General features: G+C 45.3%; 17 protein-coding genes and 1 pseudogene. 11 read left to right on the top strand and 7 right to left on the bottom strand.

Going from position 1 to position 19,174, the window contains the following annotated elements; all coding sequences use genetic code 11:
- Positions 1 to 184: 184 nt before the first annotated feature.
- The gene (locus AC58UU_RS31985) at positions 185 to 967 is read left to right on the top strand and encodes an SDR family NAD(P)-dependent oxidoreductase (protein ID WP_497321611.1); all 783 of its coding nucleotides are present in this window, start codon (positions 185 to 187) and stop codon (positions 965 to 967) included.
- Between the two features lie 481 nt (positions 968 to 1,448).
- On the opposite strand, the gene AC58UU_RS31980 is transcribed toward AC58UU_RS31985, so the two are convergent.
- Together AC58UU_RS31980 and AC58UU_RS31975 are read right to left on the bottom strand one after the other, a co-directional pair.
- A complete protein-coding gene (locus AC58UU_RS31980; RefSeq protein WP_497321562.1) occupies positions 1,449 to 1,568 on the bottom strand; it encodes a YjcZ family sporulation protein in 120 nt (39 codons plus the stop codon).
- A gap of 144 nt (positions 1,569 to 1,712) precedes the next feature.
- Complete coding sequence (locus AC58UU_RS31975) at positions 1,713 to 1,823, bottom strand: sporulation protein YjcZ (protein WP_157036562.1); 111 nt, start codon at positions 1,821 to 1,823, stop codon at positions 1,713 to 1,715.
- Positions 1,824 to 2,050: 227 nt separating this feature from the next.
- Here AC58UU_RS31975 and AC58UU_RS31970 point away from each other — a divergent pair, with 227 nt between their 5' ends.
- The 7 genes from AC58UU_RS31970 to AC58UU_RS31940 all read left to right on the top strand — a co-directional run bounded on the left by AC58UU_RS31970 (position 2,051) and on the right by AC58UU_RS31940 (position 11,531).
- Positions 2,051 to 3,397 carry an ABC transporter substrate-binding protein gene (locus AC58UU_RS31970; RefSeq protein WP_497321560.1) on the top strand — a complete coding sequence of 449 codons (1,347 nt, stop codon included), beginning with the start codon at positions 2,051 to 2,053 and terminating at the stop codon, positions 3,395 to 3,397.
- Between the two features lie 159 nt (positions 3,398 to 3,556).
- Positions 3,557 to 4,576, top strand: coding sequence for a LacI family DNA-binding transcriptional regulator (locus tag AC58UU_RS31965; protein ID WP_497321559.1), 1,020 nt, complete (start codon positions 3,557 to 3,559; stop codon positions 4,574 to 4,576).
- A 19-nt stretch (positions 4,577 to 4,595) separates the two neighbouring features.
- Entirely contained in the window at positions 4,596 to 5,711 is a 1,116-nt protein-coding gene (locus tag AC58UU_RS31960) for a glycoside hydrolase family 88 protein (RefSeq protein WP_497321558.1), read from the top strand.
- Entirely contained in the window at positions 5,704 to 6,855 is a 1,152-nt protein-coding gene (locus tag AC58UU_RS31955) for a DUF2264 domain-containing protein (RefSeq protein WP_497321557.1), read from the top strand. The genes AC58UU_RS31960 and AC58UU_RS31955 overlap by 8 nt, the downstream gene beginning before the upstream one ends.
- Positions 6,856 to 7,041: 186 nt before the next feature.
- A complete protein-coding gene (locus AC58UU_RS31950; RefSeq protein ID WP_497321555.1) occupies positions 7,042 to 8,697 on the top strand; it encodes a PucR family transcriptional regulator in 1,656 nt (551 codons plus the stop codon).
- Between the two features lie 122 nt (positions 8,698 to 8,819).
- A complete protein-coding gene (gene ald / locus AC58UU_RS31945) occupies positions 8,820 to 9,935 on the top strand; it encodes an alanine dehydrogenase (protein ID WP_497321553.1) in 1,116 nt (371 codons plus the stop codon).
- Between the two features lie 759 nt (positions 9,936 to 10,694).
- On the top strand, positions 10,695 to 11,531 hold the full coding sequence (locus AC58UU_RS31940) for a YitT family protein (protein ID WP_497321552.1): 837 nt from the start codon (positions 10,695 to 10,697) through the stop codon (positions 11,529 to 11,531).
- Here AC58UU_RS31940 and AC58UU_RS31935 read toward each other — a convergent pair.
- Complete coding sequence (locus tag AC58UU_RS31935) at positions 11,518 to 11,703, bottom strand: helix-turn-helix domain-containing protein (protein ID WP_497321551.1); 186 nt, start codon at positions 11,701 to 11,703, stop codon at positions 11,518 to 11,520. The two genes, AC58UU_RS31940 and AC58UU_RS31935, sit on opposite strands and share 14 nt — an antisense overlap.
- Positions 11,704 to 11,724: 21 nt before the next feature.
- Between AC58UU_RS31935 and AC58UU_RS31930 the strand changes: the two are divergent.
- Positions 11,725 to 12,429: pseudogene (locus tag AC58UU_RS31930) on the top strand (DUF5695 domain-containing protein); the annotation flags it as partial.
- A gap of 281 nt (positions 12,430 to 12,710) precedes the next feature.
- Here AC58UU_RS31930 and AC58UU_RS31925 read toward each other — a convergent pair.
- Genes AC58UU_RS31925 through AC58UU_RS31915 form a run of 3 tightly spaced genes read right to left on the bottom strand, consistent with a single transcriptional unit; the run spans position 12,711 to position 15,272 of the window.
- Positions 12,711 to 13,559 carry a MetQ/NlpA family ABC transporter substrate-binding protein gene (locus tag AC58UU_RS31925; protein ID WP_497321549.1) on the bottom strand — a complete coding sequence of 283 codons (849 nt, stop codon included), beginning with the start codon at positions 13,557 to 13,559 and terminating at the stop codon, positions 12,711 to 12,713.
- Positions 13,560 to 13,587: 28 nt separating this feature from the next.
- Positions 13,588 to 14,250, bottom strand: coding sequence for a methionine ABC transporter permease (locus AC58UU_RS31920; RefSeq protein ID WP_497321547.1), 663 nt, complete (start codon positions 14,248 to 14,250; stop codon positions 13,588 to 13,590).
- The gene (locus AC58UU_RS31915) at positions 14,247 to 15,272 is read right to left on the bottom strand and encodes a methionine ABC transporter ATP-binding protein (RefSeq protein ID WP_497321609.1); all 1,026 of its coding nucleotides are present in this window, start codon (positions 15,270 to 15,272) and stop codon (positions 14,247 to 14,249) included. The genes AC58UU_RS31920 and AC58UU_RS31915 overlap by 4 nt, the downstream gene beginning before the upstream one ends.
- 231 nt (positions 15,273 to 15,503) lie before the next feature.
- On the opposite strand from AC58UU_RS31915, the gene AC58UU_RS31910 reads away from it, so the two are divergent.
- Together AC58UU_RS31910 and AC58UU_RS31905 are read left to right on the top strand one after the other, a co-directional pair.
- On the top strand, positions 15,504 to 17,174 hold the full coding sequence (locus AC58UU_RS31910; RefSeq protein ID WP_497321546.1) for a hypothetical protein: 1,671 nt from the start codon (positions 15,504 to 15,506) through the stop codon (positions 17,172 to 17,174).
- A 24-nt stretch (positions 17,175 to 17,198) separates the two neighbouring features.
- A complete protein-coding gene (locus tag AC58UU_RS31905; protein WP_497321544.1) occupies positions 17,199 to 18,158 on the top strand; it encodes an acetylxylan esterase in 960 nt (319 codons plus the stop codon).
- Between the two features lie 45 nt (positions 18,159 to 18,203).
- Here AC58UU_RS31905 and AC58UU_RS31900 read toward each other — a convergent pair whose 3' ends face one another.
- Positions 18,204 to 19,082, bottom strand: coding sequence for a helix-turn-helix domain-containing protein (locus AC58UU_RS31900; protein WP_497321543.1), 879 nt, complete (start codon positions 19,080 to 19,082; stop codon positions 18,204 to 18,206).
- Positions 19,083 to 19,174: the final 92 nt, after the last annotated feature.

Here is a 19,174-nt window from a genome sequence, read left to right as displayed (position 1 = left end):
ATAAGAAAGTATAAGTTTTATACTTTTGCTTCGCATCTACCTTGACAAACGCGCTCGTCCCAGAAGGACGACGGAGTCGTTTATCCTTGGAATCCATTGAAATTTGAAAAAATAAGTGGAATAGGAGTATGCTAGAAATATTGAAATACCCAACTAAGAATTGATGGAAAGGAAGCGAGATGCGATGCATTTGGGATTGCAGGGTAAGGTAGCCTTGATTACTGGGGGAAGTAAAGGAATTGGATTGGCAACAGCGATTTCCTTATCGCGAGAGGGAGCCAAAGTTGTGATACTCGCTCGCAATGAGGAGCAGCTTCGAGAAGCCGCTGTCCATATTGCCAATTTGACAGAGGGTGAGGTGCTTACGATTCAAGCGGATGTGACCTCGGAGGCCGACTGTCAACGCGCCGTGGAACAAACCGTTCAGCGATTTGGAAGTTTACATATTCTCGTGAACAATGCAGGTACGTCTGCTGCACAGCCATTTGAACAGGTAGGCACGGAGTTATGGCGGCAAGATCTTGAGTTGAAATTATTTGGAGCCATTCATTGCTCCCGTTATGCGATCCCTTACATGCGTCAAGCAGGAGGCGGCTCTATCGTGAATATAACGACTTCTGCAGCCAAAACACCGCCTGCTTCTTCGTTACCGACTTCGGTCAGCCGTGCCGCAGGTCTTGCATTAACGAATGCGATGAGCAAAGACCTGGCATCGGCCCAGATTCGTGTGAACACTGTCTGCATTGGGAAAATTCGCAGCGACCAGATTGAGAGAGGTTGGAAGCGGGAGGCGCCGGAAAAGACTTGGGAGGAGTATGCATCGGATCCAAAGCATGACATTCCGCTCGGCCGGATTGGGAATGCCGAGGAAGCGGCTAATGTGATCACCTTCTTATCCTCGGAGGCAGCTTCCTATGTTACAGGCACTTCCGTCAATATTGATGGCGGTAAGGGTGCAGCACTGTAAATTGAAAAGCTAACGAAGGTAGACCGTCCAGGCATGGGCGGTTTTTGTTTACTTTTTACTTTACTTGATATAGCTGCTCATTCCTTATAAACAGTAAAAAGGCTGCATCTCTAGAAGGAATTCTTCATAGGAGCAGCCTTTTTCCAATCAACCTCGATAACGCTAGCGTCCTGCTGGACGTCATAGGTGTTTATCGGATGTATTTTTTTTCGTAGGGATACGAGTCATGTTACGCTCTTCGCTTCTTTCGTAAATACCAGACCAACATGGAGATAGCGTCCCGGATCGAAGCGGTTTGGTGAAGATGGAGTGTCGTTGTCATAAGCAAGAAACCTCCCTAACCCTGAAAGAATGTCATGCATAAACAGTATTACGTAAGAAAAGTGAAATAGGTTTTATTTTTTTTTATGTAAATAATCACAGAAAAAGATCCACAGCGTTTGCTGTGGATCTGAATTTTATTTTTACAGAATACGTCGTATTACCATGCAAAAGTCATTGTAATAATAACCAATAAAATAAAGAGAACCAATACTGCTGCTGCTGAACTAGTACCGTAACCTGCTGTTGTTGTTGTTGCTGCTGCTGCTGGATATCCCATATTCAGTCACTCCTTTCATCGTAATTTGTGGGCTCCTCAATAGCCAATAAATCAATAAGGACAAGTGGAGAGATGGGGGTGAAGAACGGGTTGAATGACATCCATGTTACTTCCTCTGTTGCACTCTTTAAGGTGTGTTACGAATTACCATACAAATGCGCTTGTAATAATCACCAATAGGATGAAGAGAACCAAGACAACACCTGTGCTTGTACCCAAACCACCGCCATAACAACCTCCTGCAGCATAACCCATTCAAAATCGCTCCCTTCTGCATTAAGATAGACTATTGTATTTCAATGGCATTTGAAATGTATAGACGAATGTCAATTATAGAAGCCCGTTTTGAGATTAAAATCAATGATCACTGTTTTTTGAACAAACACCACTATTTTCTGCATTAATCTTTCCTTCCGAAAGTTGGATAATAAACATGTAAGCGTTACCCAAATTCGAACGACTCATTTAGGGGAGGAATAGAGATGAAAAAAGTTTTCACCTTAGCTCTGTCGCTTTCTATGATGTTCACGGCAGTAGCTTGCTCCACAGGCACTAAAACGTCAACAACATCAGCTAGTAGCGAACCGACCAAAACGGCGACGACAGCACCGAGCACCGCACCAAGTAAAGATCCTGTTAAGCTTCGCGTTGCTTGGTGGGGAGGGCAAGCGCGTCACGATTACACGTTGAAAGTTATCGAGCTTTATGAGAAACAGCACCCGAATGTAAAAATTGAAGCGGAATACGCACCATTTGACGACTATTGGAAAAAGCTTGCGCCTCAGGCTTCGGCAAACCAATTACCTGATGTTATCCAGATGGATATCTCTTACCTTTCACAGTATGGTGGAAAAAATCAGTTAGCTGATCTCACGCCATATACGAAAAATGGCCTTCTCGATGTTTCTTCGATCAGCCCTAATGCGCTATCCGGCGGTGAAGTCGGAGGTAAACTTGTGGCTATGAACTTAGGGGTTAACGCGCTAAATACAACTTTAGATGTGAATACGTTCAAAAGCTTAGGAATCACAGTCCCTGGAAAAGATTGGACCTGGGAAGATTATGATGCGATAGCTGTTAAAGCTAAAGCGGCTGGCAAACAAATAGGCGGTTTCGGTGTCCGTCATGAAGTGTTTTTCCCGTATTATCTCAGAACGATCGATCAAAAAATGTACAATGCGGATGGAACGGCTCTTGGTTTCTCAGATGATAAGCCACTTGTCGACTACTTCAAGCGTTATCAGAAATGGTACGATGCCGGCTATATCCTTTCACTCGACAAAGAATCACAGAAGAAGGGCGTAGCAGAAGAGGATGAAATCTTGCTGGGCAACGCAATTGCTGGAAACGGTTGGTCCAATCAGTTCCTAGCCGTCGCTAATTTGATTAAAGATCGTCCGCTTGAATTATTTCCGCTTCCTGGTCGTAACGGCAATAAAGGTTTATTCTTGAAGCCAAGTATGTATTTCTCAGTAACGAATAACTCCAAGCAAAAAGAAGAAGCAGCGAAATTCATCAGCTTCTTCGTGAATGATATTGAAGCGAACAAATTGATTAAAGGTGACCGCGGTGTTCCTGTTTCTTCCAAAGTGAAGGATGCGCTGAAGCCACTCTTATCACCGAATGAAGTCAAAATCTTTGACTATGTGGCATGGGCTGAACAAAACAGCAGTCAAATGGATCCTCCAAATCCGGTAGGTTCCATCGAAATTGAGAAGCTGTTAAAAGCGACGAGCGAGCAGATCTTATATAAGAAAACAACGGTTGAAGAAGCGGCAGCCAAATTCCGTAAGGATGCGAATGCCATTTTGGAGAAAAACAAAAAGTAAGGCGGTAACTGAAAGATCGAACTACCTTCGAAAGAGGGTGTTCGGTCTTTTTTTTTGAGAAAGTGTTAAATCAGTTATTTTATCTCTTGACAGGTTAAACGTTTCAATTTAAGCTAATAGAGGATGTTAAACGTTTAACAAAGCGGAGTTGAAACAAGTATGAGCAAGCCTAAACAAGTCACAATTGTAGAAGTGGCAGCAGCAGCAGGAGTATCCATTGCCACAGTCTCCAATGTGCTGAATCGAGGTGGTATTCGTTCGTCCAAAGAGACGATACGCAAGGTCGAATTGGCTGCTGAGCAATTAGGTTATCGACGGAATACGATGGCAGCGGGGTTAAGCCGCAGCAAAACGTATGAGATCGGTCTCATCTTACCAGGGTTAACGAATTACTATGGAGAGCTCGCCGAACATTTGCAGATTGAAGCACATAATGCGGGGTATCACTTATCCGTATTTTCATCAGGGGGATTCGATCCGGATATTGAGCGGAGAAACCTGGAAGTTTTGCTGCAGCGTAGAGTAGACGGATTGATATGTCATGGTTTAGCAATGGGCTTCGAATCTACAAGGTCGATCGTAAACAGCGGTACGCCATTAGTTCTTATCAATGGTTGGAACTGGCCGGAGGATATTGCGTTAGGTGCAGTGAATTTAGGCTTTGCCGAGGCTTGCAAACAATCCACTAAATTGTTGGTGGAACGTGGCTGTAGAGCGCTTTGCTACGTAGGCAGTAAAGGTTCGAAAGTCATCGATGAACAGCGACGCATGGGTTTCAATGCCGGGACCGGGCAATATGCAAGCGATCTCATTCATGAGATCGTGGACACTACGAAGGATTTGGATATTGAAGCATTTCTCAAAAGCTTACTGCAGCGCCATGTGGCACCCGTAGGCATCGTTGCTTTTGATGACCATGTAGCCTTACGAATCTTATCGGCAGCAAATAAGCTGCGGATTGAGATTCCAAACCAGCTTCAAATTATTGGAATTAATAACGATTATATAGCTAAACACAGTTATCCGGGTATATCAAGCTGGGACATTCCTTATAGCGATCAAGCCCAAACAGCCATTAACAAGCTGCTACATAAATTTGGCAATAAGGCTGAGTCTGGTGAGGAGCGAGAAATCGAGGTCCCCCTTACTTTTATAGAACGAGAATCAACCAAATCATAGAAAACGGAGTGAATTGATCATGTGGAAACAAGCCATTGAAGATGCTTTGCAAAAAACGAGATTGAATATTGAACGTTTTGGGGATTTATTTCCTCACGTTAGCGAGAATGATGTGTATCACCTGAATCCCAATACAGACTGGACAGACGGCTTTTGGTCGGGTATTTTGTGGCTAGGCTACCAATATAGCGGTGACAAAGCGTTCCAGCAAGCCGCTCAGAAAACAGTTGCAAACTTTAAGCAAAGACTGGAAAACAATGTAGCGCTAGACCACCACGATATTGGATTCTTATATTCTTTATCTTCTAAAGCGCAATGGATCATTGAAAAAGATGAAGCTTCGAAACAACTTACGCTGCAAGCAGCAGATGTGCTGATGAAGCGCTGGAGACCGAAGGGTCAATATATTCAAGCTTGGGGTCCCGAAGGGGATAAAGAAAATGGGGGCCGTATCATCATTGACTGCTTGATGAATTTGCCCTTGCTGTACTGGGCTTACGAGCAAACAGGCGATGCCAAATACAAGGATGTTGCTATGATTCATGCGGATTTGAGCCGCCGCTATTTGGTTCGTGGCGATGATTCTTCCTATCATACTTTCTACTTTGATCAAGAGAATGGTGAACCTCTTCATGGCGGGACTGCGCAGGGTTATAGCGATGGTTCGACGTGGACACGAGGCCAAGCTTGGGGGATTTATGGATTTGCACTTTCTTATCACTACACCAAGAACCCGCTTTATTTAGAAACTGCCAAACGCTTGGCACGTTATTTCTTTGACCGCTTGCCGCAGGACGATGTTGTTTACTGGGATTTCAATGCGCCTGTGAATGCAGAAACGAAGCGCGATAGCTCAGCTTCAGCGATTGCCTCAGCGGGTGCTCTGGAAATCTTGGAGCATTTACCGGCAGATGATGCAGATCGTGGCTATTTGGAAAATGCGATTCAGCGCTCCATGTCTGGATTAGTGAAATCTTACGCAAGTAAGCCGGATGCACAAGGCTTCATCGAGCGCGGTTCTTATAGTGTTCGCGGCGGAGCGGCACCTGATGATTTCGTGATTTGGGGCGATTACTACTATTTAGAGGCCTTGGTTAGAATGGAAAAAGGAATCAAAGGCTACTGGTATGAGTAATCGCGCTGCAGCCGGCAATGACCGTGCATATTGGTTGGCTACGATGCTTCGTATAGCTGACCCTATGATAAAGGCATTGGCATCTAGAAAACTGCGCGCAACAATGCCAGTAGAGAATAAAAAAGAAGAGCAGCTCCAGTACTCGCATCTAGAAGCATTTGCACGGACACTGGTAGGCATGGCACCGTGGTTAGAAAATCCAGCTCAGGACGCTGAGGAAGAGAAGCTTCGCATTCACTATGGCGAGCTGGTCCGAGCTGGTCTGGATGCGGCGACAGATCCGGAGTCGCCTGATTTTTTGAACTTTTCCAAAGGCATGCAGCCGATTGTAGACACGGCATTTCTGGCTAATGCGATCCTAAGAGCCCCTAACACGCTTTGGCATCGTTTGGACAGCCGCGTTCAGGGCAATCTGGTGAAAGCCATGAAGGCAACAAGAACGCGCAAACCGGGTTTCAATAACTGGCTCTTATTCGCTGCTATGACAGAAACGGCATTAGGTGTAATGGGCGAGGATTGGGATACCATGCGCGTGGACTTTGCCCTTAAGCAGCACGAGCAGTGGTATCTCGGTGATGGGATGTATGGCGATGGTCCTCACTATCATGCCGATTATTACAACAGCTTCGTGATTCAACCCATGTTAGTTGATATCATTGAGCATGTTCAAGGGCATTACGATGACTGGGCGGGAATGCGCGAGAATATTTTGATGAGAGCACAGCGTTATGCTGCCGTGCAAGAACGATCGATTTCACCAGAGGGTACATTTCCCGTAACAGGTCGGTCAATTGCGTATCGCTTCGGCGCCTTTCAATCGCTTGCACAAACTGCGCTTCGTCACGAGCTGCCGACCGGTGTTGCACCAGCTCAAGTAAGATGCGCACTAAGCGCTGTCATCCGCAGGCTGATCGAAGCCCCAGGCACTTTCGATGAGGCAGGCTGGCTTAAGATTGGACTTTGCGGACACCAGCCTGAGCTTGGCGAAACGTATATCTCCACAGGCAGCCTGTACTTATGTTCAGCTGTTTTCCTTCCATTAGGATTATCGACCGATGATCCATTTTGGCAGGGGGCAGATACCCCTTGGACGTCTCAGAAGGTATGGTCAGGGCAAAGCGTTGCCATTGATAAAGCGTTATAATAAATTGCTAAATAAAGAGCGTTCTGTTTCTTAATGAAACAGGCGCTTTTTTCGTGTAAACTTAGAAGGGAAACTAGCTTGATCGGATGTCACTTAGCCATTGGTTAATATTTATCCACAAGTAGCCCGATAGGACGGTTGTGGATAACTTTTAGATATGAGTAGAAAGAAAGTGGAGTGATTCTTTTGAATCAAGATTATCAGCTAACGTTACAGGAAGTGCTGGGACGACCCACTTTCGAGCAAGCCTATATTGCGGCAGGTAAACAGGGATTACAGCGTCTAGTCCGCTGGGTACATATCATTGAGGTGATACAGTTTGAACAACTGCTGCAAGGTGGAGAAATGATCCTTACGACAGGGGCAGCCTTCAAGAGCGATACGGAATTGTTCATGACGTATCTGGAGCAGTTGATCAATAAAAACGTAACATGCCTTTGTATCGAAATGGGACACTACTTGAGTTCAGTTCCACAGGAATGGATACATGCTGCGGAATCCTATAATTTCCCGCTCATTATTTTCCCGCAAGCTGTGCGGTTCATTGACATTACGCAGGATATTCATGCACATATTATCAATCAACACCATAAGGCACTTCAGGATTTGGAGAAAATATCGCGTGAATTCCATCGAATGACGCTATCTTCACAAGGTGTCTCCCATGTACTGGGGCTGCTGCAAAGCAGTACCAAAGCCCAAGTTATTTATGTACCACTGAATGGACAGCCGAAGTTTATCCCGCATTTAGGGAGCCGGGAGTCTGGACAGTGGCTGGATTTTCTAGAAAGTCGACTGGTTGAAAGCCCGAACAACGGAAATATAGCGGCTCCTTCCGTGATGGAAGATGAGGGTCAAACCGTTATTGTACAACCCGTTGGGGCTATGGGCAAAACATGGGCGCATATCATCCTGGTGTTCAGCCGAAAGCCGCAGGAATATGAGTACTTAATTCTGGACTCCGCTTCATTGTCTATCGCACAGGATTTGCTGCGCAAACGCTATATCGAGGAGCGTAAGTTGTATTCACAGACGCTTTGGGTAGATGATCTGCTGCATTTGCGGATACGTGACGAAGAGCAAATAAAAGTATTGATTGGAACTGAATTTAAGCGGCTTAACGAACTACCCTATCACGTCATCTTGATCGAATTTGAGCATGAACAAGCGGAAGGGTATAGCACAGAGGAAGAGGGAGTGGAGTCTTCGGGTATTCATCTCTCACTTGCTGTAAGATCTGTTTTTGAGCAGCATTCCTTTCATCCATTAATTACGTTGAAAAATAATAGACTCGTCGTTGTAGCCTTCGATAAAGCGACGAAAAAACGATCGTCTAAAGAACGCCTTCAGCAGGTTTTCCAATCCATTCAATACCTGAAGGCCGATGATGAGATTAAGTTAACTATTGGCGTTGGACAAAGCAATCGAAGCTTTATGCAAGCTCACTTAAGCTACCAGGAGGCGCTTCAAGCGATTTCGCTCGCTCCAACACTGCAAGGGAAGGTACAGTTTTTTGATGAGCTTGGCGTATTTCAATTATTATTTCACATTCCAGATAAACAGATTTTACAATCCTTCGTACGTACGTATCTGGGGCCGATCATCGATCATGATCAGATGAAAGGCAGCGAGCTCCTGCGCACTCTCAAGGTGTACCTCGACACGGATGGCTCTAAGCAAATCGCTGCCCAGCAGCTTTTTATCGTCCGACAATCACTTTATTACCGCTTGGAAAAAATAGAAGAGCTCCTTGGAGCCGACTACATGCTGCCGGAAAAGCGCTTGGCGCTGCAGGTAGGGATACGGGCTTACCAGCTTTTGAATCCGGAAATGAAAATGTGAAAAGAATTTGTAAACATTTTTTACAATTTGTCTAATGGAACGTCCATGGATCGGTCTTATACTTGGAGACGAGATGAAATTGATCCATTTTTTATGGGATCGTCAAGAGAGGCTGATGCTAAATGATTATTGGGGTTCCTAAGGAAATAAAAAATAATGAGTTTCGTGTTGGCATGACGCCTAGTTCCGTCCTTTCTTACAAAAAAGCAGGGCATGACATTATAGTCGAAACCTTAGCAGGTCAAAGCATTGGATTCACGGATGAAGATTACACAGGGGCAGGTGCAACTATTGTTGCCTCAGCAGCTGAAGTATGGTCGGCAGATATGGTCGTTAAAGTGAAAGAACCACTTCCTGAAGAGTATAGCTATTTTCACGAGGGCTTGATTTTATACACGTATTTACACCTTGCACCTGAGGCTGAATTGACGCATGCCTTAGCTCATAATAAAGTGACAGCAATCGCCTATGAGACCATTCAATTGGACAATGGCAGCCTTCCGCTGCTGACGCCGATGAGTGAAGTGGCCGGACGCATGTCCGTTCAGATCGGTGCACACTTTCTGGAGAAAGCGCATGGCGGCAAAGGCATTCTGCTAGGCGGTGTACCAGGAGTTGAGCCGGGTAAGGTAGCTGTCATCGGTGGGGGGATAGTGGGTGCGAATGCGGCGAAAATGGCCATCGGGCTAGGTGCCGATGTCAGCATCGTTGATTTGAATCCGGATCGCCTACGTCAATTGGACGATCAGTTCCAAGGACGCGTAAAGACGATTATGTCCAATCCTTATAATATCGCCGAGGTTGTTCGTCGCGCTGATTTGGTCATTGGGGCTGTCCTTATTCCAGGAGCTCGAGCACCGCGTCTAGTTACGGAAGACATGGTCAAAATGATGAGCCCTGGCAGCGTTATCGTTGACGTAGCGATTGATCAAGGCGGATCCATCGAGACGATTGACCGTATTACGACTCATGATCAACCGACTTATGTGAAGCATGGGGTCATTCATTACGCGGTGGCGAACATGCCAGGAGCTGTTGCACGTACGTCTACGCTGGCTCTGACGAATGTGACAACACCTTACGGCTTGCAAATTGCAAACAAAGGCTATATGCGTGCAGCTTTGGACAACAAAGCAATTGCAAAGGGCATCAACGTGGCCGCAGGTCATGTTACTTACCAAGCCGTTGCAGAGGCACATGGCTACACATATACCGATATTTATTCGCTGTTGCAATAAATTTTACTAACAAGGAGGACTTTCGCTGCTTTGCGGAGGTCCTTTTTTAGTTATTGGTGAGAGGGACAAGAAGTTCGAGCCAAGTTTAGTTTGGAACTACAAGCCAACGAATGTGGTGGTTTCATTGTTTAGAGGAACTACGATCCGCTATTCGTGGAAAAATGCGCTAAAAGTTGAATTCGCGGAACGTGAATGCGGTATTTAATGGAATTTGAGGTGTCCGGAGGAAAACGGGAGAATAGCAGCTCCTCGTTCCTCGAAATCGGGAAATGAGCGGTTTAGAGCAAAATAAGGTCTCTGCGTTCCGCGAGCGCAATGGTAGGAGCAAGTTCGGACATATAAGCTGCTAATCTAGGCTAGCGGGGAACAAGGAGCCGCTATTTCGGCGATTATGCCGATACGGGGCTGATACGCGGAACGTAGGAGCGTTATTTTGGTGTTTTATGGCTTTTACACTTCGAAAACGGGAGAATAGAGGCTCCTCGTTCCGCGAAATCGGGAAATGAGCAGTTTCGAGCCAAATAAGGTCCCTACGTTCCGCGAGCGCAATGGTAGGAGCAAGTTCGGACATATAAGCTGCTAATAATCTAGGCTAGCGGGGAACAAGGAGCCGCTATTTCGACGATTATGCCGATACGGGGCTGATACGCGGAACGTAGGAGCGTTATTTTGGTTTTTCACTAAATGTATGGATGGGTTCATTTTATGGGTAAATAAGGGAATAATAGACGATCAATGTCGTTGTTGAGGAGAATTAGTATGAATAGAATCAAATGGATCAATATAGCTGCCATTATTGGAGGTTCTGCCATTATTGCTTTTGGTATCAATTATTTCAATCTTGCAAATGGGCTGGCAGAAGGGGGGATAACCGGCCTTGCGCTTTTGCTCAAATATGTGCTCGGTTGGAATCCGGCATGGACGAATTTACTCATTAATATTCCGCTTATTCTTATCGGGTGGAAAATGCTCGGACGCATTAGTTTCATTTATACAGTTGTAGGAATGTTATCGGTTTCGCTATTTTTGTGGTTATTCGAGAGCTTTTCCATGCCAATGCCTGATCCTCTGTTAGCTTCGTTATACGCGGGAGGGATTGTTGGACTAGGATTTGGCATTGTGTTCCGTTTCGAAGGAATGACAGAGGGGACAGATATCATTGCACGTCTGATGCAGAAGCATTATGGGATTGGGATCGCTAAGACTATTTTAGCGCTGGATTTCGTCATATTGTTGTTGTCGTTGATTTATTTAGATCTCACGCGTGCGATGTATACGTTAGTTGCGATTATTGTTGGTGCAAGAGTCATTGATTTTGTGCTGGCGGGTGCTTCCGGCGCGCGCGCGGCTTTTATCATAACAGCCCAACCAGATCTGACAGCCAATACGATTATGACGGAATTAAATAGAGGGATTACTTTTCTTGAAGGAAGAGGCGGCTATACGGGTAAACACAGAGAGGTGATTTATTGCATCGTAAGCCGCAAAGAAATCATCAAGCTGAAATCAATTGTACATCGCGTTGATCCATCCGCTTTCGTTACTTTCAGTGATGTGAGGGAAGTGGTTGGGAAAGGGTTCGCTACACATGATTAATAAACTTCCGACGGAAGTTCATGGGAGAAATGCCTTCCTTGTTGGAGAAACAGAACGAGAAGTACGAGCCATACTGAAAGCCAACCTCTTCCGCGATTCGAGTCATCGACCATCTGGTTTGGATGAGAAGCTTTTTGGCTTGCTCAATTCGGTATTGAAACAAATAATCCATCGGCGTAACCCCATACACTTCAAAATTGCTAATGTAGGAGCGATAAACTCCGGTCAAATTTCCTCGGATGCAGCCAATATCGGTGCCGTTTCCTGGACCTACCAAGCGGAGAAAGGCAATTATTGAGCTCTGGGTCTGGAAGGTGGACCTTTGTTCAATGGCTGGAGAGGTATGAGCGGTGAAGCCGATCTCGGATTGTTCGGAGCACTCAAAATTCTTAGTAGCGACATCAATGTTGATCCGATCTTCGGACTGTTCGGTTACGGGGCTGATGTTACTCAAACTGGTTCTAGCTATGTCATCACGCCGAAAGATGGTTTGTTCAAACGCTTGAATTTAATCACGCAGAAGCTATCCATGGAGCAGGAAAAAGATCAGTATACCTCAGCCACTGTAGCGATTGCGAAAAACAATGTCAACTTTACGTTGAAGAATTTGACTACAGGTACGGCACATACGACGAAAGTGACATTTAGCGGTCTTGCTGCAGGCCCCTATGACATTTTGGTCAATAATGTAAATGTAGGTACGGCAACTGCTGTGAATGGCGCGAAAACAAGTATTAATCTAAGTGTTGGTACAGCTGCTACTTATGATGTGAAACTGCAGGTTGGAACTGCTACGAGCCCCGTTGACATAGCTCCTCAAGGGATAGCTACGACATCGTTTGTATCTTCTTGGGAGAGTCTGGCTGGCTTAAACGATGGGTATACGCCTACAAGTTCCAATGACAGAGGGCATTCTGTGTATGGAAACTGGGATAATCCGGGAACGACGCAGTGGGTGCAATATGATTTTGCAACAAATAAGACGATTTCTAGCACTGATATTTATTGGTTTGATGACGATCTAGGTATCGACCTTCCTGCTTATATTACTGCGAAATCGACATTCTCTTCAGGGATTGAATCGTGGAAGGTTTACGGGTCTTAACTGTGAAAAAAAGCTGTCCCTCTAGGTCTTTAAACGACCAAAAGGAACAGCTTTTTGTTTAGATCGAAAGTTGCTTAGAACGCAGGCACGATGGCGCCTTTGTATTTATCTTCAATGAACTTTTTCGTGTCAGCGGAGTTCAGTTCCTTAGCAAGCTTTTGCATCGCTTCGGAATCCTTATTGTCCGGACGGGAAACGATGATGTTCACGTAAGGTGAATTTTTGTCCTCGATGAACAAAGCATCTTTCGTCGGATTTAGATTCGCTTGAAGTGCATAGTTCGTATTGATCAGAGCCAAATCAAACTCACCGATCGTACGTGGCAGCATAGCAGGGTCTAATTCTTTGATTTGAAGTTTCTTTTTGTTTTCTATGATATCTTTAACCGTACCTTTGATGCCAACGCCGTCTTTCAGTTTAATCAAACCGTTTTTCTCCATCAGTGCAAGCGCACGGCCGGCGTTAGAAGGATCGTTAGGAATAGCGACTGAAGCGCCATCTTTCAATTCTGTTGCGGACTTCACCTTTTGGGAGTAAGCGCCGAACGGTTCGATGTGAACGCCAACTACTTTAACGAGGTTTTGCTTTTTATCTAGGTTATATTGATCCAGGTAAGGCTGATGTTGGAAAAAGTTAGCGTCCAATTGTTTTTCAAACACTTGTACGTTCGGTTGAACATAATCGTTAAACTCAATAACTTCAAGCTTAACACCTTGTGTTTTCAATTTGTCTTTCAAACTATTCAAAATTTCGGCATGAGGGACTGAAGATGCACCGACTTTAAGTGTAACTTCTTTTGCAGCAGCTGGAGTAGCAGAGGCAGCAGGTGCCGAGCTTGCAGGAGTTTCAGCGGCTTTCTGTCCGCATGCTGCAAGAGCAAGCACAACGAATAGAGCCACTAAAGATAAAGTAAGTTTCTTCATGATGAGATTACCTCCAAAATAATGTGTTTTATTTGCGGTTAAATTTGGCGACCAAACGGTCTCCTAGCATTTGCAGGAGCTGAACGAATAGAACGAGAATGACGACGGTCACGATCATGATATCGGTACGGAACCGCATGTAGCCGTAGCGAAGCGAGAGATCGCCAAGCCCGCCGCCGCCTACGACACCTGACATGGCCGAGTAGGAGAGCAGGGCAACAGCCGTCACAGTAACGGCTGAAATCAGACCCGGACGAGCTTCCGGCATCAGGACGCGCCAGACGATTTGCCACGGCGTAGCGCCCATCGACTGCGCGGCTTCAATGACGCCGCCGTCGATCTCGCGCAGCGCGGTTTCAACCAACCGCGCGAGAAACGGCGCGGCTGCGATAACGAGTGGCGGGATCGCGCCCTGTACGCCGATGGTTGTATGCACGATTGCCTTCGTGATCGGAAAAACTGAGATCATCAGAATCACGAAAGGCACAGAGCGGAGGATGTTCACGATCAGCGAGAGCACTCCGTAAAGCGGCAGATTTTGCAGCAGCTGCCCCTTGGAAGTAAGAAATAAAATGATGCCCAATGCCATGCCGATGATGACAGTGAATAAGAGCGACCATCCCAGCATTACGAGTGTATCGCCAGTTGCTTTCGTAATTTCGGACCAGTTAATGTCCAAGGTCATATTCATTGGTTGAGCACCTCCACATCGATTCCTTCTTGCTCAAGTTTGGCAATCACAGAATCGATCTCTTCTTGGTGTCCGCCTGTAAGTTCAACTACCAATTGACCGTAAGGTACACTTTTCATGGAAGAAATAGTACCCTGAAGGATGGCAAAGGACACATTCGTCGACTTGACGGTTTCGAACAAGATCGGCTCATATGTTTTGGCACCGACGTAGGTAATTCGGATCACCGTTCCGTGCTTTTCTCCCTGTTTTACCATCGAATCCTCGTCTGAACTTTGTGCGAAATCAGAAACTTGTCCAACGAACTCCTTCGTAACCACATGCTGGGGCTTCAGGAATACATCAAGCACTTTCCCTGTTTCAACGATCAAGCCTTTCTCCATAACAGCAACACGGTCGCAGATCGCACGAATGACCTGCATCTCATGTGTGATGAGCAGGATCGTAATGCCAAGCTTTCGATTGATATCGAGCAGAAGCGCAAGAATTGCATTCGTTGTCTGAGGATCGAGCGCTGAAGTCGCTTCGTCGCAGAGTAGAATATCCGGATGATTGGCCAAAGCTCTAGCAATACCGACACGCTGCTTCTGTCCGCCTGAGAGCTGACTTGGATACTTATGCGCGTGTTCCTGCAGACCGACTAAATCGAGCAGTTCCTTAATTCGCGCTTGAATCGCCCCTTGCCCCATCCCAGCCAATTTCAGAGGAAAGGCAATATTTTCGGCAACGGTCGATGAAGAGAGGAGATTGAAATGTTGGAAAATCATCCCGATTTTGCGGCGTTTCGTTTGCAGCTGGCGAGAATCCAACTTTGTCATTTCTTCACCATCAATGTGAATGCTGCCGGAAGATGGTCGCTCCAGTAGATTTACACAACGCAGTAAAGTACTCTTTCCTGCACCGGAGTGTCCGATGATGCCGAATATTTCTCCGCGATCGATATGTAAATGGATCTGCTGGATGGCCGGTACACGTCCCGGTATATCCTCATATACTTTTTGTAAATTTTCGATATGAATCAGGATGAATACCTCCTATTCCATGCAAATATTGGTGATTATATATTTTGACCAACGGTAGATCATTTTATAAGAAATTACAAGAGGATGCAACATCTAAAATATGGAAAATGAAAGGTCAATTTGCATTGACGCTCCATTTATTTGCATATAAACTGAGGTTAACCGTTTCAATTATGAAAGATAGCGCTTAAATAATGTAAAAACTGCATTTTTTAAGTTTTTTCTAAGGAGGTGACAAAATTGACAAATTTGCAACAACGCCAAAATGAAATCAAGTCCAGAATTGCCGCAGACGCATTTAAGCAGCCTATTTTAAACAGCGGATTATTATTTCATCACGATATCCGAGATAATTTCTACTATGCTTCTTACTTATTTGCAGCTTCTCAGGAAGAAGCTATCCCATTTGAAGGGGATCGTGTACAGGCTAAGATCAAGGCTGAGGGCATCCTGTTTCAAGTTTTGGAACTCCAGGACCAGAACGAAGCGAGTGGAACCTATGGTCATTGGCCCTTACATTTAAGACCTACTCCTCAAGAAGCACCGAAAAATACACTTCCTGTTGAATTGATGGGGAGTCTGATGGTTTATTTCTATCAACGTTATTCAGATAATTTGAGTGAATCATTGCGAAACTTATTTGCTTTAGCGCTGCTGCATATTTATAGAAGTAACTTTTATCGTAAACCATCTGAGCATTACAACCATCATGAAGCGAAATACACAGCAGCTAAGCTTATTTTCGGACAACTTTATGAGGATACGGCATTGCTTGAGGATGGCTGCCAAAGCTTGCGCAGTACGCTGAATCGGGTTACTACGATAGGCATGTCGGAGTATGGAGGGTTACCTTGGTTCTGGCACTGGATGCAGGCTTTTACGTGCGCTTGGGAGCTTATGAGGGATACAGAAACCAAAACCGAATTAGCTCGTTTATTGGACTACCTCTGGGAGGTTCGCTCGACGTATTATCTGGGAGGGGCATGGGTGGGCCCGCACTCACGGATATGGCCGCATGATATGCCGAAGGACACCAATGTACTGCACGATTATGTCCAGTTTGGCGATTTCACTTTGCCTGATTACATGCCTCGAACCGAGTATGCAGGTTTTATTGCCTATGAAGCTTCGTCAGAAGTTAAGCGTAAGGTCTTACATCGTGGAGCTCCAGTAGAAGTTATTCGCAGAGTTCCCAAACAAGCAGCTTTAGCTATTAGCGATAACGATGTGCTGCACAGTTATGTATATATCACAGAAAACTTTGCACTAGGCGGTATGTGGGAACGCGTACTGGAGTTTGATAATGAACAACATCGCTGGGATGTAGCCCTTCCGCTAGATACGGTCCAAGGTGTGAATCATTTGTATTTTTTTCACCCGGGTCAAGGCTATGGAGAAGGAGATTTACGTCATCAAAGTGAATTTTCAGAAGTACTTTTTCATCAAAATGCATTGATCGCTTCCTATCAAATTCCAGATGGTCAGCCTGAATTCATTAAGGGATGTCTGCCTATAGGGGATTGGGTAGAGGAACCGAACGGACTGTTTGGATTATGTGGTCAAGTTTACATGGCTGTTTACGTGCAGAAGTCCTTTCAAAGGGAAATACGCGAAGATCGATCCGTTGTCACAAGCAATGGAAGAACGAATTCCGTAGTTGTCGAGTGTATCGACCAGAAAACAGCTGAAGCCCTTCAGATAAGAGATATCCAACAATTTGCGAATGTGATGAAGCAGAAACAACCGATTTATAAGCTGTCCAACGAGGACGATTTGCAAATCACCTATACGACTTTGAATGATGAGACGATGGTTTTATGCAGTGGCTTACATAATGACAGAAAGATCACCAGACTTGTGAATGGCGAAGCTGTTGATTTCTCTAGCTATACGGTCGCTTGAAAATAATAGAAAAGAGGATATGACATGCCATTATTTGATTTTCCATTAGACAAGCTAGTTACTTATGAAGGACGTAATCCACGCCCTGAAGATTTCGATTCATATTGGGAGCGGGCAATTGCTGAAATGAAGGCTGTCGATCCTCAAATCGAACTTCGTCCGAGTGAATTTCAAGTGCCTTACGCTGAATGTTTTGATCTCTATTTTACAGGTGTCAAAGGAGCACGTATTTATGCCAAATATGTTCGTCCAAAACATGCAGATAAGCCGCATCCAGCTGTCGTTCAATTCCATGGTTATTCCGGAAGCTCAGGCGACTGGTTAGATAAATTACCGTATGCGGCTCTAGGCTACTCGTTCTTTTCCTTGGATTGCCGTGGTCAAGGCGGTTTATCGGAAGATGCGGGTGGTGTGAAGGGGACGACGCTTCGCGGACATATCGTTCGTGGTTTAGATGATCATCCTGATCAATTGCTGTACAGGGATATTTTCTTAGATACGGCTCAACTCGCCGGCATTGCGATGAGTATGCCAGAGGTTGATCCCGAGCGAGTAGGCGCAATGGGTGGCTCTCAAGGAGGCGCGTTGACGATCGCTTGTGCTGCACTGGAGCCTCGCATTAAGCGGTTAGCGCCTGTTTATCCATTCCTTAGCGATTATAAGCGCGTATGGGAAATGGATTTGGCGAAAGATGCCTATCAGGAACTGAAGGATTTCTTCCGCCGTCACGATCCACAGCATAAACGCGAAGATGAAATATTCACGAAGCTGGGCTATATTGACATTCAGAATCTGGCAAATCGCATCCAAGGTGAAGTACTGATGGGGGTAGGTCTAAGCGACACGGTATGCCCACCTTCCACACAGTTTGCTGCTTATAACAAAATCAAGTCGAAAAAGCAGTTTGAGTTGTACCCGGATTATGGTCATGAAGGTTTACCAGGTTTCAGCGATAAAACCTTGCAATTTATGTTGGGCCTTTAAAATGAAATGCCTCTCACATCTTCGTGATGGAGGGGCATTTTTTGTTTATCTATTCTGCTGTCGGTACTGGCTGGGAGTGACACCGGTCATCTTTTTAAAAAGCTGGTTAAAAAATTTCATATCCTGATAACCGACACTTGCAGCGACATCGCTGATCTTGTGATCGTTCGCTCGTAATTGCTGGCAACAGGCTTCAATTCGCGCGTGCTGCACGTACTCCATGAAGGACATTCCCGTATGCTTTTTAAGCTGGCGATGAAGCTGACGCTCGCTGATGGTCAATCTGGCGGCAGCTTCCGTAAGTGAGATAGGGCTGCTGCAATGACCGCGAATATGGGCGAGTAGACTATCTAAGTCCTGAAGGCTCGCTTTGAACGCTTCCGGTGTGAAATCCATTTTGGAGCGATACATGTAAACAAGAAGCTGTGCAACACAAGTTTGTAAAATCGTCATATAGCCGCTGCGATTGGCATTATATTCGAAATGCAAACGTTCAAAAAGAGGCTGGAATTCCCCATTACGTTCTTTAAAAGATAACCAAGTAGATTGTTCGGTTGCCTGCTTGAATAGGACGTTAAATTCCTCTTTACTTCCATTCGTTTGCGAGTGAAATAATTGGTTCAACCATTCCTGGGTGAAAATGCAATTGTAAACGACGAGGTTTTTTCTCTGAGCAGTAGATGATGGGCGGAACACATGGGAGACGCCAACCGGAATGAAGAAGAGATCTCCTTTGGAAACGGGTAATGAGGTATTGTCGATGTAATGTGCACCGCTGCCCTCAGCTACATAGCTAATTTCAATGAAATCGTGCGTATGCTGCAGCATTTCAAATGATTCGTGAACTCGGTTGACGTAAAGCGGAAGCTCAGGAAGGAAAAATTGATCCCCGGGCGTTTCGATAATGCTTCGTTTAATGGTCATTTCGTTTTACTCCTGTTATGTCAATTAAGACCCTAATGAATGTCGGAATTAACCCTAAAAATGAGTATACTCTCATCATAAAATAAAGGCAT

The sequence above is a fragment of the Paenibacillus sp. JT22N1 genome, from assembly GCF_059692155.1.
Note: the sequence above shows the minus strand (reverse complement) of the source record. Positions and strands in the feature narration are given on the sequence as shown.

Excerpts from the sequence above, each read along its gene's own strand:
- AC58UU_RS31985 (WP_497321611.1), top strand. The coding sequence starts at position 185 with ATGCATTTGGGATTGCAGGGTAAGGTAGCCTTGATTACTGGGGGAAGT.
- AC58UU_RS31980 (WP_497321562.1), bottom strand. The coding sequence starts at position 1,568 with ATGGGATATCCAGCAGCAGCAGCAACAACAACAACAGCAGGTTACGGT.
- AC58UU_RS31975 (WP_157036562.1), bottom strand. The coding sequence starts at position 1,823 with ATGGGTTATGCTGCAGGAGGTTGTTATGGCGGTGGTTTGGGTACAAGC.
- AC58UU_RS31970 (WP_497321560.1), top strand. The coding sequence starts at position 2,051 with ATGAAAAAAGTTTTCACCTTAGCTCTGTCGCTTTCTATGATGTTCACG.
- AC58UU_RS31965 (WP_497321559.1), top strand. The coding sequence starts at position 3,557 with ATGAGCAAGCCTAAACAAGTCACAATTGTAGAAGTGGCAGCAGCAGCA.
- AC58UU_RS31960 (WP_497321558.1), top strand. The coding sequence starts at position 4,596 with ATGTGGAAACAAGCCATTGAAGATGCTTTGCAAAAAACGAGATTGAAT.
- AC58UU_RS31955 (WP_497321557.1), top strand. The coding sequence starts at position 5,704 with ATGAGTAATCGCGCTGCAGCCGGCAATGACCGTGCATATTGGTTGGCT.
- ald (WP_497321553.1), top strand. The coding sequence starts at position 8,820 with ATGATTATTGGGGTTCCTAAGGAAATAAAAAATAATGAGTTTCGTGTT.
- AC58UU_RS31940 (WP_497321552.1), top strand. The coding sequence starts at position 10,695 with ATGAATAGAATCAAATGGATCAATATAGCTGCCATTATTGGAGGTTCT.
- AC58UU_RS31935 (WP_497321551.1), bottom strand. The coding sequence starts at position 11,703 with ATGGATTATTTGTTTCAATACCGAATTGAGCAAGCCAAAAAGCTTCTC.
- AC58UU_RS31925 (WP_497321549.1), bottom strand. The coding sequence starts at position 13,559 with ATGAAGAAACTTACTTTATCTTTAGTGGCTCTATTCGTTGTGCTTGCT.
- AC58UU_RS31920 (WP_497321547.1), bottom strand. The coding sequence starts at position 14,250 with ATGAATATGACCTTGGACATTAACTGGTCCGAAATTACGAAAGCAACT.
- AC58UU_RS31905 (WP_497321544.1), top strand. The coding sequence starts at position 17,199 with ATGCCATTATTTGATTTTCCATTAGACAAGCTAGTTACTTATGAAGGA.
- AC58UU_RS31900 (WP_497321543.1), bottom strand. The coding sequence starts at position 19,082 with ATGACCATTAAACGAAGCATTATCGAAACGCCCGGGGATCAATTTTTC.